21 protein-coding genes and 2 pseudogenes are annotated in these 18712 nt (G+C 34.7%); 14 read left to right on the top strand and 9 right to left on the bottom strand.

All coding sequences use genetic code 11. The annotated features are described in order from the left end of the window. Positions 1 to 218 precede the first annotated feature (218 nt). The 5 genes from AAGD51_RS06345 to trpS all read left to right on the top strand — a co-directional run bounded on the left by AAGD51_RS06345 (position 219) and on the right by trpS (position 5393). Positions 219 to 2027 carry a peptidylprolyl isomerase gene (locus AAGD51_RS06345; protein WP_236514542.1) on the top strand — a complete coding sequence of 603 codons (1809 nt, stop codon included), beginning with the start codon at positions 219 to 221 and terminating at the stop codon, positions 2025 to 2027. Positions 2028 to 2428: 401 nt separating this feature from the next. Then, positions 2429 to 2749 (top strand): 30S ribosomal protein S16, encoded by a 321-nt coding sequence (rpsP, locus tag AAGD51_RS06350; protein WP_006279266.1) that lies wholly within the window; start codon positions 2429 to 2431, stop codon positions 2747 to 2749. A 10-nt stretch (positions 2750 to 2759) separates the two neighbouring features. Beyond that, positions 2760 to 3746: a polyprenyl synthetase family protein gene (locus tag AAGD51_RS06355; protein ID WP_182320705.1), complete on the top strand. Its 987-nt coding sequence runs from the start codon at positions 2760 to 2762 to the stop codon at positions 3744 to 3746. Positions 3747 to 3807: 61 nt separating this feature from the next. Next, positions 3808 to 4377, top strand: a complete 570-nt coding sequence (locus tag AAGD51_RS06360) for a nucleotide exchange factor GrpE (protein ID WP_012673267.1) — start codon at positions 3808 to 3810, stop codon at positions 4375 to 4377. A gap of 17 nt (positions 4378 to 4394) precedes the next feature. Further along, complete coding sequence (gene trpS, locus AAGD51_RS06365) at positions 4395 to 5393, top strand: tryptophan--tRNA ligase (RefSeq protein WP_182320709.1); 999 nt, start codon at positions 4395 to 4397, stop codon at positions 5391 to 5393. Positions 5394 to 5568: 175 nt separating this feature from the next. Here trpS and AAGD51_RS06370 read toward each other — a convergent pair whose 3' ends face one another. The 3 genes and pseudogenes from AAGD51_RS06370 to AAGD51_RS06380 all read right to left on the bottom strand — a co-directional run bounded on the left by AAGD51_RS06370 (position 5569) and on the right by AAGD51_RS06380 (position 8555). Continuing rightward, the gene (locus tag AAGD51_RS06370; protein WP_236514540.1) at positions 5569 to 6330 is read right to left on the bottom strand and encodes an alpha/beta hydrolase; all 762 of its coding nucleotides are present in this window, start codon (positions 6328 to 6330) and stop codon (positions 5569 to 5571) included. Position 6331: 1 nt separating this feature from the next. Continuing rightward, positions 6332 to 6859, bottom strand: a complete 528-nt coding sequence (locus AAGD51_RS06375; protein ID WP_010082469.1) for a c-type cytochrome — start codon at positions 6857 to 6859, stop codon at positions 6332 to 6334. Between the two features lie 440 nt (positions 6860 to 7299). After that, a pseudogene (locus tag AAGD51_RS06380) lies at positions 7300 to 8555 on the bottom strand (IS4 family transposase). Positions 8556 to 8736: 181 nt separating this feature from the next. Between AAGD51_RS06380 and AAGD51_RS06385 the strand changes: the two are divergent. Together AAGD51_RS06385 and AAGD51_RS06390 are read left to right on the top strand one after the other, a co-directional pair. After that, a complete protein-coding gene (locus AAGD51_RS06385) occupies positions 8737 to 8901 on the top strand; it encodes a hypothetical protein (protein WP_162829040.1) in 165 nt (54 codons plus the stop codon). 226 nt (positions 8902 to 9127) lie between these two features. Further along, positions 9128 to 9298: a hypothetical protein gene (locus AAGD51_RS06390; protein ID WP_156768664.1), complete on the top strand. Its 171-nt coding sequence runs from the start codon at positions 9128 to 9130 to the stop codon at positions 9296 to 9298. Positions 9299 to 9486: 188 nt separating this feature from the next. Here AAGD51_RS06390 and AAGD51_RS06395 read toward each other — a convergent pair. Continuing rightward, positions 9487 to 10309 (bottom strand): annotated as a pseudogene (locus tag AAGD51_RS06395) (IS5 family transposase). Between the two features lie 178 nt (positions 10310 to 10487). Between AAGD51_RS06395 and AAGD51_RS06400 the strand changes: the two are divergent. From AAGD51_RS06400 to AAGD51_RS06430, 7 genes are all read left to right on the top strand, one after another. Continuing rightward, positions 10488 to 10916, top strand: coding sequence for a hypothetical protein (locus AAGD51_RS06400; protein ID WP_236515224.1), 429 nt, complete (start codon positions 10488 to 10490; stop codon positions 10914 to 10916). Further along, positions 10913 to 11035, top strand: a complete 123-nt coding sequence (locus AAGD51_RS06405) for a hypothetical protein (protein ID WP_255324038.1) — start codon at positions 10913 to 10915, stop codon at positions 11033 to 11035. The genes AAGD51_RS06400 and AAGD51_RS06405 overlap by 4 nt, the downstream gene beginning before the upstream one ends. A gap of 30 nt (positions 11036 to 11065) precedes the next feature. Next, positions 11066 to 11458: a hypothetical protein gene (locus tag AAGD51_RS06410; protein WP_236514298.1), complete on the top strand. Its 393-nt coding sequence runs from the start codon at positions 11066 to 11068 to the stop codon at positions 11456 to 11458. A gap of 102 nt (positions 11459 to 11560) precedes the next feature. Beyond that, positions 11561 to 12829, top strand: a complete 1269-nt coding sequence (gene proS / locus AAGD51_RS06415; RefSeq protein ID WP_236514297.1) for a proline--tRNA ligase — start codon at positions 11561 to 11563, stop codon at positions 12827 to 12829. Further along, positions 12826 to 13197 carry a holo-[acyl-carrier-protein] synthase gene (locus tag AAGD51_RS06420; RefSeq protein ID WP_006279473.1) on the top strand — a complete coding sequence of 124 codons (372 nt, stop codon included), beginning with the start codon at positions 12826 to 12828 and terminating at the stop codon, positions 13195 to 13197. Before proS ends, AAGD51_RS06420 begins: the two co-directional genes overlap by 4 nt. Before the next feature lie 80 nt (positions 13198 to 13277). Continuing rightward, positions 13278 to 13463: a hypothetical protein gene (locus AAGD51_RS06425; protein ID WP_265040751.1), complete on the top strand. Its 186-nt coding sequence runs from the start codon at positions 13278 to 13280 to the stop codon at positions 13461 to 13463. Positions 13464 to 13569: 106 nt separating this feature from the next. Then, on the top strand, positions 13570 to 15066 hold the full coding sequence (locus AAGD51_RS06430; RefSeq protein ID WP_341810444.1) for a proton-conducting transporter membrane subunit: 1497 nt from the start codon (positions 13570 to 13572) through the stop codon (positions 15064 to 15066). Here the strand turns inward: AAGD51_RS06430 and AAGD51_RS06435 are convergent. From AAGD51_RS06435 to AAGD51_RS06455, 5 genes are all read right to left on the bottom strand, one after another. Next, entirely contained in the window at positions 15063 to 15725 is a 663-nt protein-coding gene (locus tag AAGD51_RS06435) for a conjugal transfer protein TraJ (RefSeq protein ID WP_236514296.1), read from the bottom strand. The genes AAGD51_RS06430 and AAGD51_RS06435 overlap by 4 nt on opposite strands. A gap of 58 nt (positions 15726 to 15783) precedes the next feature. Then, positions 15784 to 16578 (bottom strand): hypothetical protein, encoded by a 795-nt coding sequence (locus tag AAGD51_RS06440; protein WP_236514295.1) that lies wholly within the window; start codon positions 16576 to 16578, stop codon positions 15784 to 15786. A gap of 73 nt (positions 16579 to 16651) precedes the next feature. After that, complete coding sequence (locus tag AAGD51_RS06445; protein WP_077188393.1) at positions 16652 to 17473, bottom strand: AAA family ATPase; 822 nt, start codon at positions 17471 to 17473, stop codon at positions 16652 to 16654. A 17-nt stretch (positions 17474 to 17490) separates the two neighbouring features. Beyond that, a complete protein-coding gene (locus tag AAGD51_RS06450; protein WP_006280292.1) occupies positions 17491 to 18078 on the bottom strand; it encodes an L-threonylcarbamoyladenylate synthase in 588 nt (195 codons plus the stop codon). Between the two features lie 118 nt (positions 18079 to 18196). Next, entirely contained in the window at positions 18197 to 18667 is a 471-nt protein-coding gene (locus tag AAGD51_RS06455) for a hypothetical protein (protein WP_010082479.1), read from the bottom strand. Positions 18668 to 18712: the final 45 nt, after the last annotated feature.

Consider the following 18712-nt stretch of genomic DNA (forward strand, 5'->3'; position numbering starts at 1 on the left):
ATTAAATGCGCTTACCTTTAAGCATATTTCAAACAAAATATTTCCCCTTCCTAAGGTATAGTATAACTCAGTTAAACATATGTTCCTATTTAAGATTAGAGAGTTAAATTTTAAGTTAATATATTGTAATATTATATATATTAGCTAATAAAGCAACAGGTTTACAAGCATTAAATTATCACTATTCTATAATTAATCATTAATTAACTGGGTTTAAAATGAATGTTAAAAATTTTTTCACTAAAGTAACCGTTGTCCTTTTAGCTTGCTTGTTAATCTTCATGGGAATTGGCAACCTTTTATCAGGTGATGATGAAAAAGAAGAGGTAGCTAGGGTTGGAAAAGAAGTTATAACGTCAGATGAGTATAAATCACTATATCAAAATTATGAAAAGCAAATTTCTGGATCTGATGCGAGTAGAGAACAAGTAAAAAAGCTGAAATATGATTTGCTTAACGCACTTATAGAGCAAAAACTATTGTTTAACCTAACTAGTGAGCTGGGGTTGACAGTTGGAGAAGAATCTATAAAAAACCATATTAAAAACACCAAATACTTTCAAAATGATAAAGGTGAATTTGACAAAAATAAATTCTATGAAACGCTAAATGACCTGCATATGACAGAGAAAGAGTATATAGCAAAGCTAGAGAAAGTCCTGCCTGCAATGATGTTCATGACTTCATTATTTAAAGATAATTATCCAGTAACTTTTGGCGAGAAAATTGATGAGCAGATATACAAAAGTCGCTACCAAACTAGAGTAGTTGATATTGTTAAAATAACTGAAGATGCAGTTACAAACATTCCTGAACCAGATGATCAAGCCTTACTTGATTTGTACGAAAGAAATAAATCCCATTTTTATTATCCTGAGTATCGAACTGCGCAATATATTTCCCTAGGCCAAAAGTATTTTGAAGATCAAATCAAGATCTCAGATGAAGAAGTTGATGGTATAATAGAACAACAAGAACTTAAAAATCAAAGAGATATATTCAATGCAATATTTTCTACCAAAGAAGAAGCTGAGACAGCAAGAAGAGCATTTGAGGAGGGTAAAACAAGCTTTGAACAGATAGTAGAAGAGTTTGGCAAAGCAAAACTTGAGGAAACTAGAGTAAATAATATAACTAAGGATTTTTTACCAGAAGACGTGAGAGAGAAGGTATTTGCTCTTAAAGTAGGTGAAGTAAGTGAAGTTTTAGCAAGCAGTTTTGGTTGGCACATAGTAAAAGTGGAAAGTGCGCATCAAATCTCTGATGAAGACTTAGTTGATTTAAAAAAAGACATAAAGTCAGTTCTAACTAACCAAAAGTCTTTTGAAAGAGTCAATGATTTCATAAACCAAGTGAACTATAAGATATACAATGGTTCAGAAATTGAAGAAATATTGAGTGAATATAATTTACCTATACAAACTATTGGTCCAGTAGATGCGAGTGGAAAAGATCAAAGCGGTAATAACGTAGGAGATTCTGGTGATTTGATTTCTTTCATTTTTTCGCGAGAAAAGGATCAGAAAGGTTATTTTAAGGGCGTTGGGGACGCTGTTGTTAGTGTAAAAATCGTCGATATCGTTCCACCCAAATTGCAAAGTTTTGAAGAAGGCAAGGCATTAGCGGTAGAGCTTTGGCGTAGTGAGTTTATAAAAGAAAGAATGTTTAAATTCGGGCAAGAGGTTGCAGTTCAACTAAGAGAAAAAACAGATTTGGAAGAAATTCAAGGTGTGGAATTAGTTAAAGGTCAGCAGATGCACCGCAATAAAGTGGATCAACAAAACTACCCCTTTTCTTTTGTAGAAGAGATTTTCAATATGAAAACAACTGGTTCAGTGACAGATCCTATTCAATACAATAATGAAATTATAATAGGTGTTCTAAAAGAAATGCATTCATCAAATGGCAAATTAAACATGCTTGACACCGGAAAACGTGTGATGATATCGCTAAAAGAGCAATTAATTAGCTATCTGGAATCAAAGTATAAAGTCGAAGTTAATCACGCTATACTTGATGATATATAATCAAAAATCTTATAAGTTGCTTCAAACGCATCCAGTGCCCAGACACACAACTGTACGAACATTGCGATTTGAGAGCAATCTTCACTAGAAAGGATGTCATCCCAGTGCCCAGACACTGGGATCCAGGAATTTTATTAAGTTGGTAAGCATAAAAGTAGCCGTTTTATGTTAAAATACAACGTTTTAATGATTAAAAAAAGGCTGGATTCCAGTGTCAAGCACTGGAATGACACCATTTGCTGTGCAATTTACCTTCACAAATGAATGTTCGTATAGCTGTACACCCGGCACTGCCCTACATTATTGGTAATTATATTATAAGGTGCAAAAGTTGTATAATTCATTTGACTTAAAACGGCTCATTGTATAAAATTGTGGCTAATATATGAATAAAGGTTAACATGGCAGTTAAAATAAGGTTGGCGAGGTTTGGCGCAAAGAAACGCCCTTTTTATAGGATAGTTGTAGCTGATTCACGAGCACCAAGAGATGGGCGTTTTATTGAGAAAATAGGACAATATGATCCAATGTTACCAAAAGACAATAAAAATCGTGTTGTGGTGAAAGCTGATAGATTAAAACATTGGCTAAGTGTAGGCGCGCAGGCAACTGAAAGAGTACTGTGGTTTATCAAAAAAGGCATAGTAACTTTAGAAACAGAACCAAAGAAAACAGAAAAGAAGAAAGTAGAGAACGAGAAAGCACAAGGGCAAGAGGCATAAGTCTCTTAAAATGCTAAATACTGATTTAACAAACAGCGATAAATTAGACGATATTGTATCTTCTGATTTGTCAGCTATGAATGACTTTGTCTTCAAAAATGTCAATGATGAAGATGCTAAGCTTGCTACTGATATTATATCTCATCTTGTTAGGTCAGGTGGAAAAAAAATAAGGCCTAAACTAGTTTTTATTATATGTAAAATGCTAAACTATTCTGGGGAGAATAGGATCAACGTTGCTGCATCGGTAGAGTTTATACACAATGCTACTTTACTTCATGATGATGTGCTCGATGAAAGTGAGGCACGCCATGGAGTTAAAACAGCGAATAAGATTTGGGGAAATAAATCAAGCATTTTAGTTGGTGATCTATTGTTGACTCTAGCATTTAGATGGCTTATAGAGTGTGGAAATTTAAATATTCTCTCTATTTTATCTAAAGCATCGCATTTACTTGTGAAGGGTGAAATAAAGCAGATGACAGCACGCTTTGACCCCCACACAGTCAGGGAAAATTATTTTGATATCATTGGAGAAAAGACAGCATCTTTATTTTCTGCATGCTGTGAAGCTGCATCAACAGTATCTGGTGCAACAAATGACGAAACAGAGAGGCTAAAGAATTTTGGTTTTAATTTTGGTATGGCATTTCAAATAGTTGATGATATGCTCGATTATACTGCTAATCAAGGCACTTCTGGAAAACAAGTCGGAAAAGACTTTTTCGAAGGTAAAGTCACCTTACCTGCTATTATAGCATACGAAAAGGGCAGTCCAGCAGAGCAAACATTCTGGGAAAAATGCTTTTCTTCAGCTAGACACAATTTTGACCAAGCATTACACTATATTAATCACCATAATGCCATTCAGCTTTCTATGGAAAAAGCTAGACACTACATTAATATGGCACAAAATGATATTAGTACTTTTTCTGATTCTTTTTATAAAACTACTTTAATTAACTTTTTAAATGCGAGCATAGAAAGACGAATGTAGCTGGCGCTTGATATTTTCAGATTAATTGTTATATATTTATTAGATTCTTAAGGGTAATGATATGTCAGATAGCAGTAAGGAGAAAAAGAAGAAGTTTGCTGATATGGTAAGTAGGCAGAAAGGTGACGACCAACAAAGTGATAACCATAAGCAAACTGATGATTTAAATGAAGATCTCAATACATTAAAAGAACGTGCAGTTCAGCTTGAAGATCATTTACGCCGTGCTGTTGCAGATAATGAAAACGTCAAACGTATAATGCAAAAGCAAATTAGCGATGCAAGTGACTACGCAGTCACAAAACTTGCACGTGATATGATCGACTCGTGCGACAATTTAAAAAGAGTAATGGAAATTTTGAAAGACGGTGATCCTGTTCATGAGGGGATTAAAGTAGCTTATCAAAAAATTATAAATGATCTAAAAAAACATGGAATAGAGGAAGTAGATCCACTTGGTGAGCTTTTTGATAGTAATTTACACCAAGCTGTTGTGGAAAGAGAAGACAATGAAAAAAAGCCTGGCACCATTGTAGAAGTACTACAAACTGGTTATACTATCAAAAATAGGTTGCTCCGTCCTGCAATGGTTATTCTTTCTAAGAAATCTGCTGATTGTGGAAGCGATTAGCATGAGGTAAATGTATAATGACAAGTATTGTCTTTTCAGGTATCCAGCCAAGTGGCGTACTACATTTAGGTAATTATCTTGGTGCAATCAAACAGTGGATAGACTTACAGGATAAATACAAATCTCTTTTTTGTATTGTCGACCTACACGCAATCACAGCAAATAAGCTTCCCGCAAGTGAATTAAAAAGTAATATTTTCAAAACAGCAGCAGCTTATATTGCATGCGGAATAGATCCAGAAAAGTCCATTATTTTTAGTCAGTCCACAGTTAGTGGTCATGCAGAACTGGGCTGGCTGCTTGGATGCTATACACCAATTGGTTGGCTTAATCGCATGACTCAATTTAAAGATAAAGCTGGCAGCGATAAACAAAAAGCCTCTCTTGGATTATATAGTTATCCAGTACTTATGGCTGCAGATATATTGTTGTATCAAACTAAATACGTTCCTGTTGGTGATGATCAAAAACAGCATTTGGAGCTTGCACGTGATATTGCATCAGCTTTTAACAATCATTATAAGCTGGATTATTTCATCGTACCTGAAATCTTAACTTTGGATTGCACATCAAGGATAATGAGCTTAAGGGATGGCACAAGCAAGATGAGTAAATCTGATCCTTCAGAACATTCGTGCATTAACCTTGATGATACGGATGACTTAATTGTCAAAAAAATAGAAAAAGCAAAAACAGATTCAATTCTAGGCTTTGCTACTTTAAAGTGCCGACCAGAAATAAGCAATTTGATAAACATTTATTCAGTGCTTAGTAATGTAAATGCGGAAAAAGTATGTGAAGAAGTGAACAAACATGACATGAAGCACTTCAAAAAAGAGTTAGCTGATTTAATTATCAGTGTTATATCACCCATACGTGAGAAAATGAATGATCTTTTAAAAGACCAATTCCATTTACATGAAATATTAAAAAAAGGCACAAAGAAAGCAGCAGAAATTGCAACCCATAATATAAAAGAAATCAAGGATATTATTGGATTTGCTCAATATCTGTAAGGTTCCAAAGTGTGATGGTGCGAACCGTCATACCGCCGCGGTATCTCAGCCGCTAACACGTAGCGGGATGACGGTTTTTCAAATTGTCGGTAAATCTAAGTCAGTTTAGCTATAGGCAGCAATTTTCTGTATTTATTTTAAGTTGAAGAAAGCTCAAATGAAAAATCGTGTTTTGCTAAAAATCACAGAATGCAGTCTGGTTACAAAATTCTCTAATGGTCTTAAATAAAACTTCCAGTGAATGATTGTCAGACATATTGTGCTCTGCTGATTTTATTAAGTGTACTTCAACATCGGTTGACTTAATTTTTTCAGCTAAATTCAATGAAGTTTGATAAGGAACATCTTTATCATTAATGCTATGCAGCAAGCGCACAGGACAGTTTATCTCTATTGTCTTTTTGTTTAAAAGAAGGTTCTTTCTGCCATCTTCGATCAAATTTTTAGTTATTTTGTATGTACAATGCTCTGAAGTAAAATCTATTACACCTTTAGAATCTAGTTCTTCTTTTTGCTTGCCTGACAATTGCTTGAATATCAAATCTTCAGTAAAATCGGGAGCAGACGATATACCAATTAGTGCTGCAATTTTTTCTGGAAATTGAAGGGCAGTGAGCAACATCAGCCATCCTCCCATACTTGAACCTATAATTATTTGTTTATCGCTAGTTAATTCACTCATTACTTTAGCACAATTTTTTTGCCAATCACTTATCGTGTAATCAATAAAATTACCACTTGAATGACCGTGACCAAAATAATCAAATAGCACAAGTGCTACGTCATTTTCTTGGCAAAATTTGTAAATAGCAGTTGCTTTAGTTCCATCCATATTGGATGCAAATCCACCGAAAAAAACTACAGAAGCTTTCTTTCCTTGTAGCTTTCGATATGCTATGTGACCATTATTTCCATCAAACAATTTACAATAATCCATACTACTTTGGCAAAGCAACCGGGCTATCACTCAATTGATGCAAATAACTAACTAGATCTGCAATTTCTTGTGGATTGGAAATACCTGCAAATGCCATACGTGTACCTTTTATATAGGCTTTTGGGTTCTTTAAAAAGGCAAATAGCTCCTCATACCCCCATTTTCCACCTCTTTCAAGCACTGCTTTTGAGTAATTGAATGAGTTACCAAGATGGGCCTTTTTATTTCCAACTATGTTCCATAAGTTTGGTCCTACTTTATTCATTCCACCTTTCTCAAAACTATGGCAGGCTATACATTTTTTTGCTGCTGATTTACCTTTCTCAAAGCTAGCATTCTGCATGAGCGCTCCAATATCAAGCGCCACTTGCTCGATTTTTTGCTGGAACTCATTGCTGCCAGCAGCTACTATCGTTTGGTGTTCAATCTTATATTCTTCTGGACTGTAAAGCATATCAACTACATTACTAACTATCATAATGATTAGCCCAGAAAGTAAAATCGATGCTGCAATCTTATTAAGCTCCATAGTTAATTTTTATTAAGTAATGTTACTTAAATTATGCGAATATTTTCGCAAATAGCAACCAATTACCTTGAAGCTCGCTAAAGATGAGAGTCTCTATAGCTGACCCAAGAAAGGTTTTCCTACGTCCATACCGCCGCGAACCGTCATACCGCGATTCATTCGCGGTATCTCAGCCGCTAACAAGAGATCCCGCTAACAAGTAGCGGGATGACGAGGTTCACTGCCATTAAGTTAAGGAAAGAATGGTTAAAAACTGAACTAAAAAGTCAGAAATAATTAAGGATTTATGACAAATACTGAAACAGAATAGAGTAAACTTTAAAGCAGATAAACTCTGAAGTGTAAATTACTTAAGAAATAGTTTGTTTAGAAGTCATTTTACAGGAGCTATGGCAATAAGCTACCCAGTTATTATCAGAAGATATGAATACTACCTCTAGTCAAAATATGTGTTTTCTAACCCTTTTTTGGTAATTGAACGAACGAAGATAAGGTACCTTATGACGATCAACTTTCCTTCCCTTTCTTACCGCCAAAGTGTTCATCAAAAATAGCTTTGATAATTGATCCATAATGCAGTCAGTATCTGATTCCGTAGCAAAAATGTCGAAAGCCAAGTTTTTGATCGCGTTAAATGAGACAGATTTGTTAATGCTCCTCTTAAGCTTATCATCGGTTAAGTCCATATTCAACGCTTCTTCTACATCTTCTGTCATAACACTTTCTAGGTTGCTAATAAAGATAGCTGACCAAAAATCCTGTTTAACAGACTCAACACTTTTTCCTGTAAAATTTTCTAGACTTAGTCTTCCTTTGAGTTTTGCAAAAAATGTCTCAACTCCCCAGCGTAAAAAATATAACTCCTTAAATCCTCCAGTTTGAAACTTTTGTTCATCCATTAATGATGTAGCTAACACTTCAATTTCACCAGATGGCAGTACCACTTTGAAGCGTTATTCCACTATTTTCTTGTTTTATCTTACGCTGAGCACATATGGTAACCTCAACACTAGATGGGCTTTTTTCTTCAAACATAGCATTCACTTCATTAAAAGATGATCTGGGACATCGAATGACATAAGCAATTTTTCTTTTTGTAAGGCTAGAAAGAAATTTATAAGATAAATATACAAATCAGTAAGTCATTAGTATTTACAACTTTAAGCATTTCATCTGCTAAGTTAATTTCATGAGTGTTACCTCTATCTAACACTGACCTTATGGCAACATTATTTAGCACATCTTAACAAACCGCAAAGGTTGCACTTGCATAATCACCTAAATCTTTTGGTTTTTGGTTACGTATTTTTCTTGAGCCAAATTCATTTTTTATTTCAACGCTTGTTGGTAAAATGATTTTGGAGGCATCAAGAGCTAACACTCTAAAGCCAAAACAAGTTTTAAATTTTTGGTCTTGGTAGTACAAGGAAACCACACCTTCGTTAATTTCTGAAAATGCACTGTGTTTCATTTTTTTTCTTGCTTGACTAAAAGCACTAGCAGTAACGGTATAGTCTTTTTTCCTATATAAAATAAATTCGTTTAGTATTACTTGCAGCGACTTTACACTTTTTCTTAAAATTAAGATAAATATGTCAATAAAAGATAACTTCCTCTTTCTCATAAAATCTTTTGAAGATGATTTATGGGATTCTATAAATTCTAGACTTGCAAATTCATTTTGAATAAATTTTATTACTGCCTTTTTTACTCATACTACCTTTAAACTTATTGGTATACATCATTATCCCATAAAATCTATCTTTTTTCCTTAACTTAATGGCAGTGAGACGAGGTTATCGTCATGCCGCCACGAACCGTCATACCGCGATTCATTCGCGGTATCTCTTAGCCGCTAACAAGTAGCTGGATGACGATTGTCAGGGTGTAATCCCAGTGTCCCTATGATGTCATCCCAGTGCCCAGACACTGGGATCCAGGAAAGTTTGCTTGTAAGCAAGCAAACTAGCACAGAAAGTGGTTACAACATTTTCGATGAGATTATATGGAAAACTGGATCCCAGTGTCAAGCACTGGGATGACAAAAAAAGGAGCACTGGAATGGCACCATTTGTTATGTTTAACAAAGTTCGTACTTAGCTTCATGTTAGCCATAAATATTTAAGAAATTTACCAAATGGAAAAAAAGGCAAAAGAAGCCCCATGGTTAACTAGTTCTGACGCTGGTTTCCATCCAAGACGGCAGTAGCCCCTTCGGTGTCATTCCAGTGTCAAGCACTGGAATGACACCATTTTGGATGGAAACCAGTGTCAAGCACTGGAATGACAAAGGAGAGCAGTGTCAGCTACTTGGATGACACCTTTTTTCTACTTAGTGTGGGTTATACAAGAAGTCTATTGTATGGCTATTGCTGGTCGTATATTACTTATAGCTTATCTATTCAAATTGCAACTTTGTTTTTCATAATTAATTATTGACAGAAATTATTAATTGGGTTATTATTAAATTATCGTTAACAAGTGAGGCAAAGAAATGATGATATCCAATAATTCTTCATTGCTAAAAGATAGTCAGGAGCTTACTAAAACTAAGCAGACTATATGGAAACCTTTAATTGCTGTTTCATTATTATCTATATTTAGAGGTTGTCCGGAAACTAGTAAATTCAAGCATATTCCCTCTTTAACATAACCCTACTCATAGCTAGGTATATGAAATTCTCAGTGGATGTTGTGAGTAAATCATACTCCTTCGATAGCCTTCTATTCCTATTAACCCAAGCAAAAGTCCTTTCTACAACCCATCTTCTTGGCTGTACTTTAAACCCTTGTTCTCTTGTTGGTAGTAGCTCAGGTGGTGTATCTTTATGCACCCAAAACCTACATGGAGGCCTTTTGACAATTTCAATATCTATCCCATATTCTCTCTTTACGTAATCCTTTAAATCTTTTCCTTGGTATCCCATATCAGCCCACATTTTCTTAATATTGCTGTATTTTTCCTTCATATTGTCCAATGCCATCTTCACCCCATCTCTGTCATTTTCGCTTGCAGCTCCTACATAGCAACCAAGCACAAATCCTTGAGTATCTGTGATTATATGTCTTTTTCTCCCCTTTACCTTTTTCGCACCATCATAACCTTTGCCCCCCCTTTTTCCGTGGTTTTTACCGATTGACTGTCCACTATGCATGCGCTCGGCTTCCCATTTTTGACCTACTATATTTAGTGATATCATAGTTCATTTTCTCAAAAATTCCCTGCTTCTTCCATTGCCTGAACTGCTCATACACAGTCTTCCATAGCGGAAAATCATTTGGTAAATACCGCCATTGACACCCTGTACGCAATACATAGAAAATTGCTTCTAATATTTCTCTTTTGCTATACTTTGGCGGCCTTCCTCCTTTCTTGTATGATACTCTGAAGTGTTTTTCTATTCTTGCCCATTCCCTTTCGCTTAGATCTGTTGGATACTTTTTTCTCATCTTTACCCCGTACTAAAATTTCAGATATTATAGCCTTTTACTTGTTTCCGGACAACCTCTTAGTTTCATATCTGGTCAATATCTTCCTTATGTTATTATAGCAGTTTCTGGTTCTGGTCCTATTGCAGCAGTTCCTTTAGCAATTTTTGCTGTTTCTACGGTTGTTGCACTTATTTCAGTGACATATCTTGTTAAACTGGCTATTTCTAGAGATGATAATAAGAAAGAAGTAGGTCTTAATGGACAGAAATTCGGCCATACTCCATCTCAAGAACCACAAAAATTTGTGTGTAAAAATTGTACTAATCTGGAGAATAAATCAAATGTACCTACTCCTCAATCACCTCCAGTAACGTTTGGAACACAACCAAATCCAAGTGTCAGTGTACCACCGCCGCCACCTCCTCCATTGCCACAAGATGCTGCACTACCACCTCCGCCTCCGCATTTTTTTACAGCTTCCAAGCGTACGGAGCAACCTAAGAATGATGCACCGAAGAAGGCTGGTGAACCTGAGAATAATAATCATTCTACTCTGTTTGAACAGATAAGAGGAGGTACTACGTTAAAAAGAGTGGGCAGCAACAAAATTTTACAAATGAATTGAAAGCAAAATTAGAAAGTAGTGGGGGCACTGACAAAAAAGAAACACCAGAAGAGTTTGCTGCAAGAATAGATAGGGAGCAAGCAGAGAGAAAGAAGTCGGATGATAATGATTCAGATTAGACAAAGAGACTTAAGGAGAGAGTAGCAGTCATGCAATTCTCAGATAGTGAAAGTGAGCATTCTGATTCTATTAGCGATTCAGATTGGACTACAGATGAAAGCAAAGACAAACAAAAAGAGATAGAGCAGGAAAAAGAGGAGCAGACAAAACACACAAATTCCCCATCAAGCAAGGAAGAAGGAAGCGGGGGTCTTGACAGTGGTATAGGATCTAGAGCCACATCTCCGATACATCCTGAACAAGAAACAGAGGAGTCACCGGTACCGCCAAGTTCGTGTGTTGATTCACCACAAGTAAATAATGTTGACTCAGTGGATAATGAGGTGCAAGATTCACCTCCTCTTTCTGTTGAGGATCGCATAGCACAGTTTGGTGGAAAAGCGTTGCGATGCCAAAAGGAAAATGTTGTACAAGGACTATGATAACTATGAAATGGTCAGCCATGCACTTTCCTTCCTTTTCAAAATAAGTTTACCTACAGGTCTGATTGTATTAAGATTACTTAATACAATCAGATCTATTATATGCGTTTATCCAAATATTACCTGCCAACTCTAAAGGAAAAGCCTGCCCATGCTAAAATTATCTCCCATCAATATTCTTTGCGTGCAGGTTTAATAAAGCAGATAGCATCTGGCATCTATACGTGGTTACCACTTGGTCTCTTAGTGCTTAAGAATATTGAAGATATTATCAGAGATGAAATGAACAAATCCGGTGCTATTGAAGCATTAATGCCTTGTGTGCAACCAGCAAGTCTTTGGCGAGAATCAGGGCGTTACGATGATTACGGTAAGGAAATGCTACGCATAAAGGATAGGCATGAGGAAGATATGCTTTTTGGTCCAACGCATGAGGAGATAGCAACTGATTTAATTAGAGATGTGGTAAAAAGTTACAAAGATTTGCCACTTTGTTTATACCAAATTCAATGGAAATTCCGTGATGAGGTAAGACCACGTTATGGTGTTATGAGGGGCAGGGAATTTTTGATGAAGGATGCATACAGTTTTGATGTAGATTACGAAGGTGCACTGAATTCATATAATTTGATGTACAAAACTTACATAAAAATCTTCAAACGCATGGGATTTACTCCAATTGGAGTTCGAGCTGATACGGGGCCAATTGGAGGAAATTTGAGCCACGAGTTTCATATATTGGCAAACACTGGTGAGAGCACTTTATATTATGACAATAAATTTTCTGAACTACTAGAGAGTGAAGATATTGAAAGTTTAAAGAGTATATATGCAGTTGCAGATGATATGCATGATCCTGAGACTTGCCCTATATCACAAGAACAGTTAAATGTTAGTAAGGGTATTGAAATAGGGCATATTTTTTATTTTGGTGATAAATATTCGAAGCCTATGAAGGCAAGTGTTACTTCTCAAGATGGAAAAAATGTCAATATACATATGGGTTCGTATGGCATTGGGGTTTCAAGACTTGTTGGTGCAATAATAGAAGCTTTTCATGATGATAAAGGAATTATCTGGCCAGAATCGGTAGCTCCTTTCAGAATTGGTTTAATCAATTTACAACCGAAAGTAACGGAGGCTGCAGATAAAATATATAAAGCTTTGAAAAGCGATGAAGTGCTTTACGATGATACGGAAGGGAGTGTAGGAGTAAAATTTTCTAGAATGGATCTGATAGGCTTGCCGTGGCAAATAATTGTCGGAAAAAAGGCAATAGATGAAAAGATAGTTGAAGTAAAAAATAGAGCAACTGGAGAGGTAAAGGAAATGCAGATTGAAGAAGCAATAAATCACTTTAGCACAAAATGATACACGGTATCGGCACTGACATAGTATATATACCAAGAGTATCGAGGATATTACAAAAATACGGGGAAAAATTTCTCAATAGAATCTACACTGAAAAAGAAATAGAGCTAAGTAGAAAGTATAATAGTCAAGAAATGCGAGCAAGGTATTTTGCTAAACGCTTTGCAGCAAAGGAGGCTTTTGTTAAAGCACGAGGTAGTGGTCAGGGTATTATAATGAAAGATATAGAAATATACAATGATGTAAGAGGCAAGCCATATCTTACCGTTAGCAAGGATTTTATCTCCAAAATTCATCTTTCTCTAAGTGACGATGGAGATTACGCTACTGCATTTGTTGTAATTTGCGTCTATAGCTCACACAGATAAAGTTTACTCTTTTGTCATCCTATGGCTTACTGTATGAACATTCATTTTTAAAGGTAAACTGCACAGCAAATGGTCAGTGCTTGACACTGTCCTCCTTTGTCATCCCAGTGCCCAGACACTGGCTTTCTGCAATCTCATCGAAAACGTTTTTCTATGCTAGTTTGCTTGCTCACAAGCAAACTTTCCTGGATCCAAGTAGTCAGGGCACTGGGATGACATCTTTGTTGTGTTTAACAAAAACAAATGTTCGTACAGTTGTGGAATGAATCGCAGTATAGCTATAGCATACACAAACAACTAAAAAAACATAGCGGTTTTTCTATGATTTTAGTATAATTCTAGCTTTACCTAAACAAAAAGATGAATTATTTAATGGACTGTGTTTTAACGTCTCTTTCCTTACCATTTTCAATTACCGAGAATTATTTATTAATTACTGCGTTGATTCCACTTTTAAGTGCGTTAGTTATTTTTTTTACTGGTAAATGGCCCAGAGTGAACAATAGTATCACTGTCACTTCTTCTGTACTTCTATTTGCGTATACGTGTCTGTGCACTTTATATTGGGTGTACGGTGATCATTCTCAATTTATCCTCATGGATTTTGGTAATAATTTGCACATTAGTTTAAAGCTAGAGTCTACCGGAGTAATATTCAGTTTATTGATATCGTTTTTATGGATACTAACCAGTGTATATGCAATATGTTATATGCAGAATAACTATGCTGATAGCAATCACTCAAGTTTTCTATGCTTTTTTTCAATATCGATTAGCTGTGCAATGTTTATTGCTTTTTCTGGAGATTTGCTCACTACATTTGTCTTTTATGAGCTTCTAACTATTAGTACATACCCTCTGGTTACTTACAACTCAACAAATGAATCAATGATTGCAGGACGCTATTACTTTGGCGTGCTATTTTTCTCTTCTTTGGTATTATTTTTTCCTGCAATAGGCCTTTTATATAATGAATTTCATACTTTAGACTTTGTAAGTGGTGGAATATTCAAATTTGATACTTCACTCATCACTTTTATTGCAGTGTGTTTTGCTATGCTAATTTACGGAATAGGAAAAGCTGCATTAATGCCAATGCATTTTTGGTTACCAAAAGCAATGGTTGCACCAACTCCTGTGAGTGCACTACTGCATGCTGTTGCTGTTGTGAAATCCGGAGTTTTCATCATCATAAAAGTTATATTATACACTTTCGGCGTCGATAATATGCAACGTTTTGTGCAGCAAAATTGGTTTGCTGGAGGGTGGCTTCCGTACGCTGCTGGATTTACTATTATTACTGCATCATTGATTGCACTAAAGCAAAAAAAATTAAAGAAGTTGCTTGCTTACTCTACCATCTCTCAATTGTCGTATATTATATTATTCGCTTCAATTTTTAGTGATCTCAGCATGAGGGTTGCAATTTTTCAATTAGTTTGCCACGCATTTGCAAAAATCACTTTGTTTTTCGTTGCCGGAGCAATAATAACGAGAGCAGGTGAGAAATATATAGATAAGATTTACGGTATAGGACGCAGTATGCCAATTAGCATGACAGCATTTGCTATAGGTGCATTGTCTATGATAGGGGTGCCGCCTGCTCCGACTTTTTGGGGTAAATTTCTCATTTTTCAAGCTGTTTTCAACTCTGGCAATGTAATACTTTCTGTGTTTGTAACTCTAGTGTTAATTGTTAGTACTATACTCAACGCTCTGTACTTTTTACCGATAATTTACAATGCCTTTTTCTTAAAACCTTCTCAGAATTACTTTATTAAAAAAACACCAATTCTTCTAGTTTTACCTCTAGTTATTACTGCTATGTGCACTTTGGTTATTTTTTTTAGCTACCAAGTAATATTTTAAAATCTGTATTTATAACCATTAACAATAAATTTAAATGGTATTATACCAGCCAGAGTTGCTTTTATATTCGACAAAGTGAAGCTAATCTCCACAGTATCCTCCTTATTTTGCTCGGTTGTAAAAACTACAGTAGCATTTCCAGCAAATGTAACTAAGTCCTTGGTCGATCGATCAATAGATAATGTTATTACATTTATGTTGGCGATTTTTCTTTTAGATAAAGACAAATTACCAGCTTCATTATTCGTTTTTTCCTGAAAGCATTGATAGATTTTATGTATAGAATTGTTTCTTATAAAATTTTCTTGGTACTTCGGTTCAACGATCTTAATGGACTCGTATATTTCAATGTATTTACTTATTAAGTACCTCGCTGTGGAAGTGTATTCATCTTCCTTTTTACTGAAACTAAGCTTATGCATTGCAGAGAACTCATCTTCTGTGTGGTTCATATACTTCACAAAATTTAAATCTTTTTTAATAGGAAATAACAGGTATATGTTTAATGTTAATAAACATAAGCATACTAGGAGAAGCGATACTATTAATGCCATCCAAGATCTTTCTGCTACACAAAACAGATACCTATGGCAGTACCATTCGACTGCTTTACTGAAATAACTTTTGTTTTTTACTGATTCAAGCAATTTATCTTCCATAACACAATGCTACCAAATCCAATTATAATAACAACAAGATTAGATACTCTAAAAAACTTTAAAATATGTCTAAATTTTCCAAAATAGGATGAATGATTATATCACCTTGTTCCGCAATAAGGTAGAATTTGTCGATTTTGCTCACATCTATATTTATCATTTTTATACTGAAATTTTCAGGATTGTAAATATTACTTTCAGCACTTTTGTGATAATTATAATAATGTAATTTATTTTGATCATCAAAATAACCAAATTCATCAGCGAGGGTTCCCACTTTGCTACCTTTACCATCTTTGACTAGCCTAAATAGATCAATTGCATGGTTTTGAGATCCAGGCTCAATAGGACCTTCTGCAGCAAAAAACTTAGGTGCATGACCAACATATTCCTTAAATTTTAGATTATGAGTCTTTTTTACACTACCAAAATCCACAAATTTATATTCATCTGAAACGCCAGAATATTGTGGATCATACTTTTTATATTCAAAAAACTCATTACCTAAAAAATTACAAAACGTTAATTTATAATTATCATGATCGGATTTAACGACTTTAAGGTAATGAAAATCTCCAGGAATCTTTACTTCCTCTTCCGTAATATGATTACGTACAACAAGCTCACCATTTAGCATATGATAGCCAATTTTTGGCAAAGTAGCTATATTGATTGTCTTGTTTAGCTTAAAATTTGCTTCATAAATGCCACTTAACAACTCCTTTCCTTTTTCTAGGGTTACGTCTTGATCTGAAGCTATATTCTTAATTAAGCTTAATTTTTTCTGCATGTTCAATATGGCTTTCGTCAAAACTTCTATTGATTGCCATACAGTTAATTTATTATCAGTCAAATTATATACTTCGAGTATTAAATTAACAGAATTTTATCATGAATTTATGTTAAAAGTATTATACTTCGTAAACTTATGTCATGATATTAACTACATTAGCTAAAACATGCTTTTTATCTAAGTGAAGTTGCTTAGCAACAACGAAAAGTTCATCTATTTTTTTCCACTGACTTAGCAGAATTTCAACACCATTTACCTCTCTCTTTATGCTTTCTAAAATGAAGGCCTGAATTATATATGATGCTAGTTCTAGTTCGATTTCGCTATTAATTACTTTATTAATCATATTGGGATTCTTTAAATCATGAAGAAATTTATAAAAGCATTTGTATGCTTCATAAGCATCACTACTTATTGTATTTATTATCATTCCTGGCATTCCAGGAAATAAAGTAATCATTTCGTCAAACGTTTGATTATCAAATTTACATTGAGATGAAGCAACTTGCTTTGTTTCATCATAAGTTAATGGGAGTAAATTTAGCTGAAAGCACCTACACAAGATAGTGGTTTGTATATCATATGGCTTATGGCTAATTATAAATATCTTAGAATTTTTTGGCGGCTCTTCTAATATTTTCAATATTGCGTTTTTAGCGTTATTAGTCATTGCCTCTAAGCTATCTATTATAGCTATTTTGTGTTCTGATTGAATGGGACTTAAGTGTAGAAAGTTTTTCATTTCTCTGACTTTTTCTATTCCGATAGTATCACCTTCAACAATGTGTAAGTCCAATGCTACTTCATTATAGTTTTTTATGAGTAACCAATTGGAGAAGGATTTTGCAAGTGTTGCTTTTCCTATACCTTTTTTACCACAGATCAGCCAAGACTGAACAGATAAGTTGTTCATTATTTTTTTTTTGGCTTGGTTGTGGCCTATTACTTTTTTCATTCTTTCTCCTATAGATTTTAGTTTGAAAATGCGTTGTTTACTGTTTGTAATGAAATTGCACCTTCCCTTAAAACCTTAATCTTATCTTCGGTTAAGTCAATAATAGTAGATTCTATACCAGAAACTAGTTCGTCATCTTCAATCACTACAGATAAATGTTGCTTAATGGATTGTGGTATATCGTTTGCCTTACATACACTTTCTTTTCCTGAAATATTTGTACTAGTTGCAACTATTGGAACTTTCAGTTTGTTTAGTATTGAAATTGCAATAGGATGCTCAGGAATTCTGATACCTATACTATCTTTAAAGAATTCGTTTGGCAATATGTTGTTGTTTTTAAGTGGTAAAATATAGGTAATTGGTCCAGGAGAAAAGTGGTTTATTAAATCAATATATCTTTCCTTTACCTTTGCTATTTTTGTCAAATTGTAAATATCACTAACAAATATAGACAGTGGTTTATTTTGAGAGCGTTTCTTTATCTGATATATTTTTCCTATAGATTCATTATCTAGTGCATTACAAGCAAGAGCATACACTGTTTCTGTTGGAAAACACACTAATAAATTGTTCTGTATTGCATTTATTATTTTAGATACCATATAGCTAAAAACTTATTCATAACAACTAGATCAGTTTTGTTGCACTGTATCTTATATAGTAACTGCTAGTTTTTGTAAACGTAATGCAACGCAGCTTACCATTTGTTATGCAGATTTGCTACAACCCAAACTCTTCATTGACTTTATCAATTATTGCCTGTGGTGGATCCTCTCCCCATCCTGAATACAAAATCTCTCCATAGTCTGCAACATCTATAGAGCCAGTTCTGCTTTTTGCTAGAAACATTTCTCTTTTCTCTTTATCAACTAATACATAATGCCACGCTGATTTTCCACGATCTTTACCACGGACTAAGTATATAAGATCTGACCTACTTCTTTTTGTTGCATCAGCAAAAGATCTTTCATTGACAGTTCTGCTTTTACTTTTTATGCCGCCACTTTCAGAAAAAGCTTCCTTGGATTCGGTTTTTTTGCCTGCTAATTCAGAAATTTTTCCTTTTTCCCCTAATGCCCGTTCTTTGGTGTTTTGAGACGAATACTTACTGGAAAAACCTTCCCCTGTACCGCCAGGAGTCCTGTTTGTGAAACGCTTAGTAAATGAATTATTGTCGTTGTTTTCTGCCATAAAAATCTCCAAACTTTAGATTGTAGAATCCAAGCTTTTACTACA

Source organism: Wolbachia endosymbiont (group A) of Volucella bombylans, assembly GCF_964026965.1.
Taxonomy (GTDB): Bacteria; Pseudomonadota; Alphaproteobacteria; order Rickettsiales; family Anaplasmataceae; genus Wolbachia; species Wolbachia pipientis.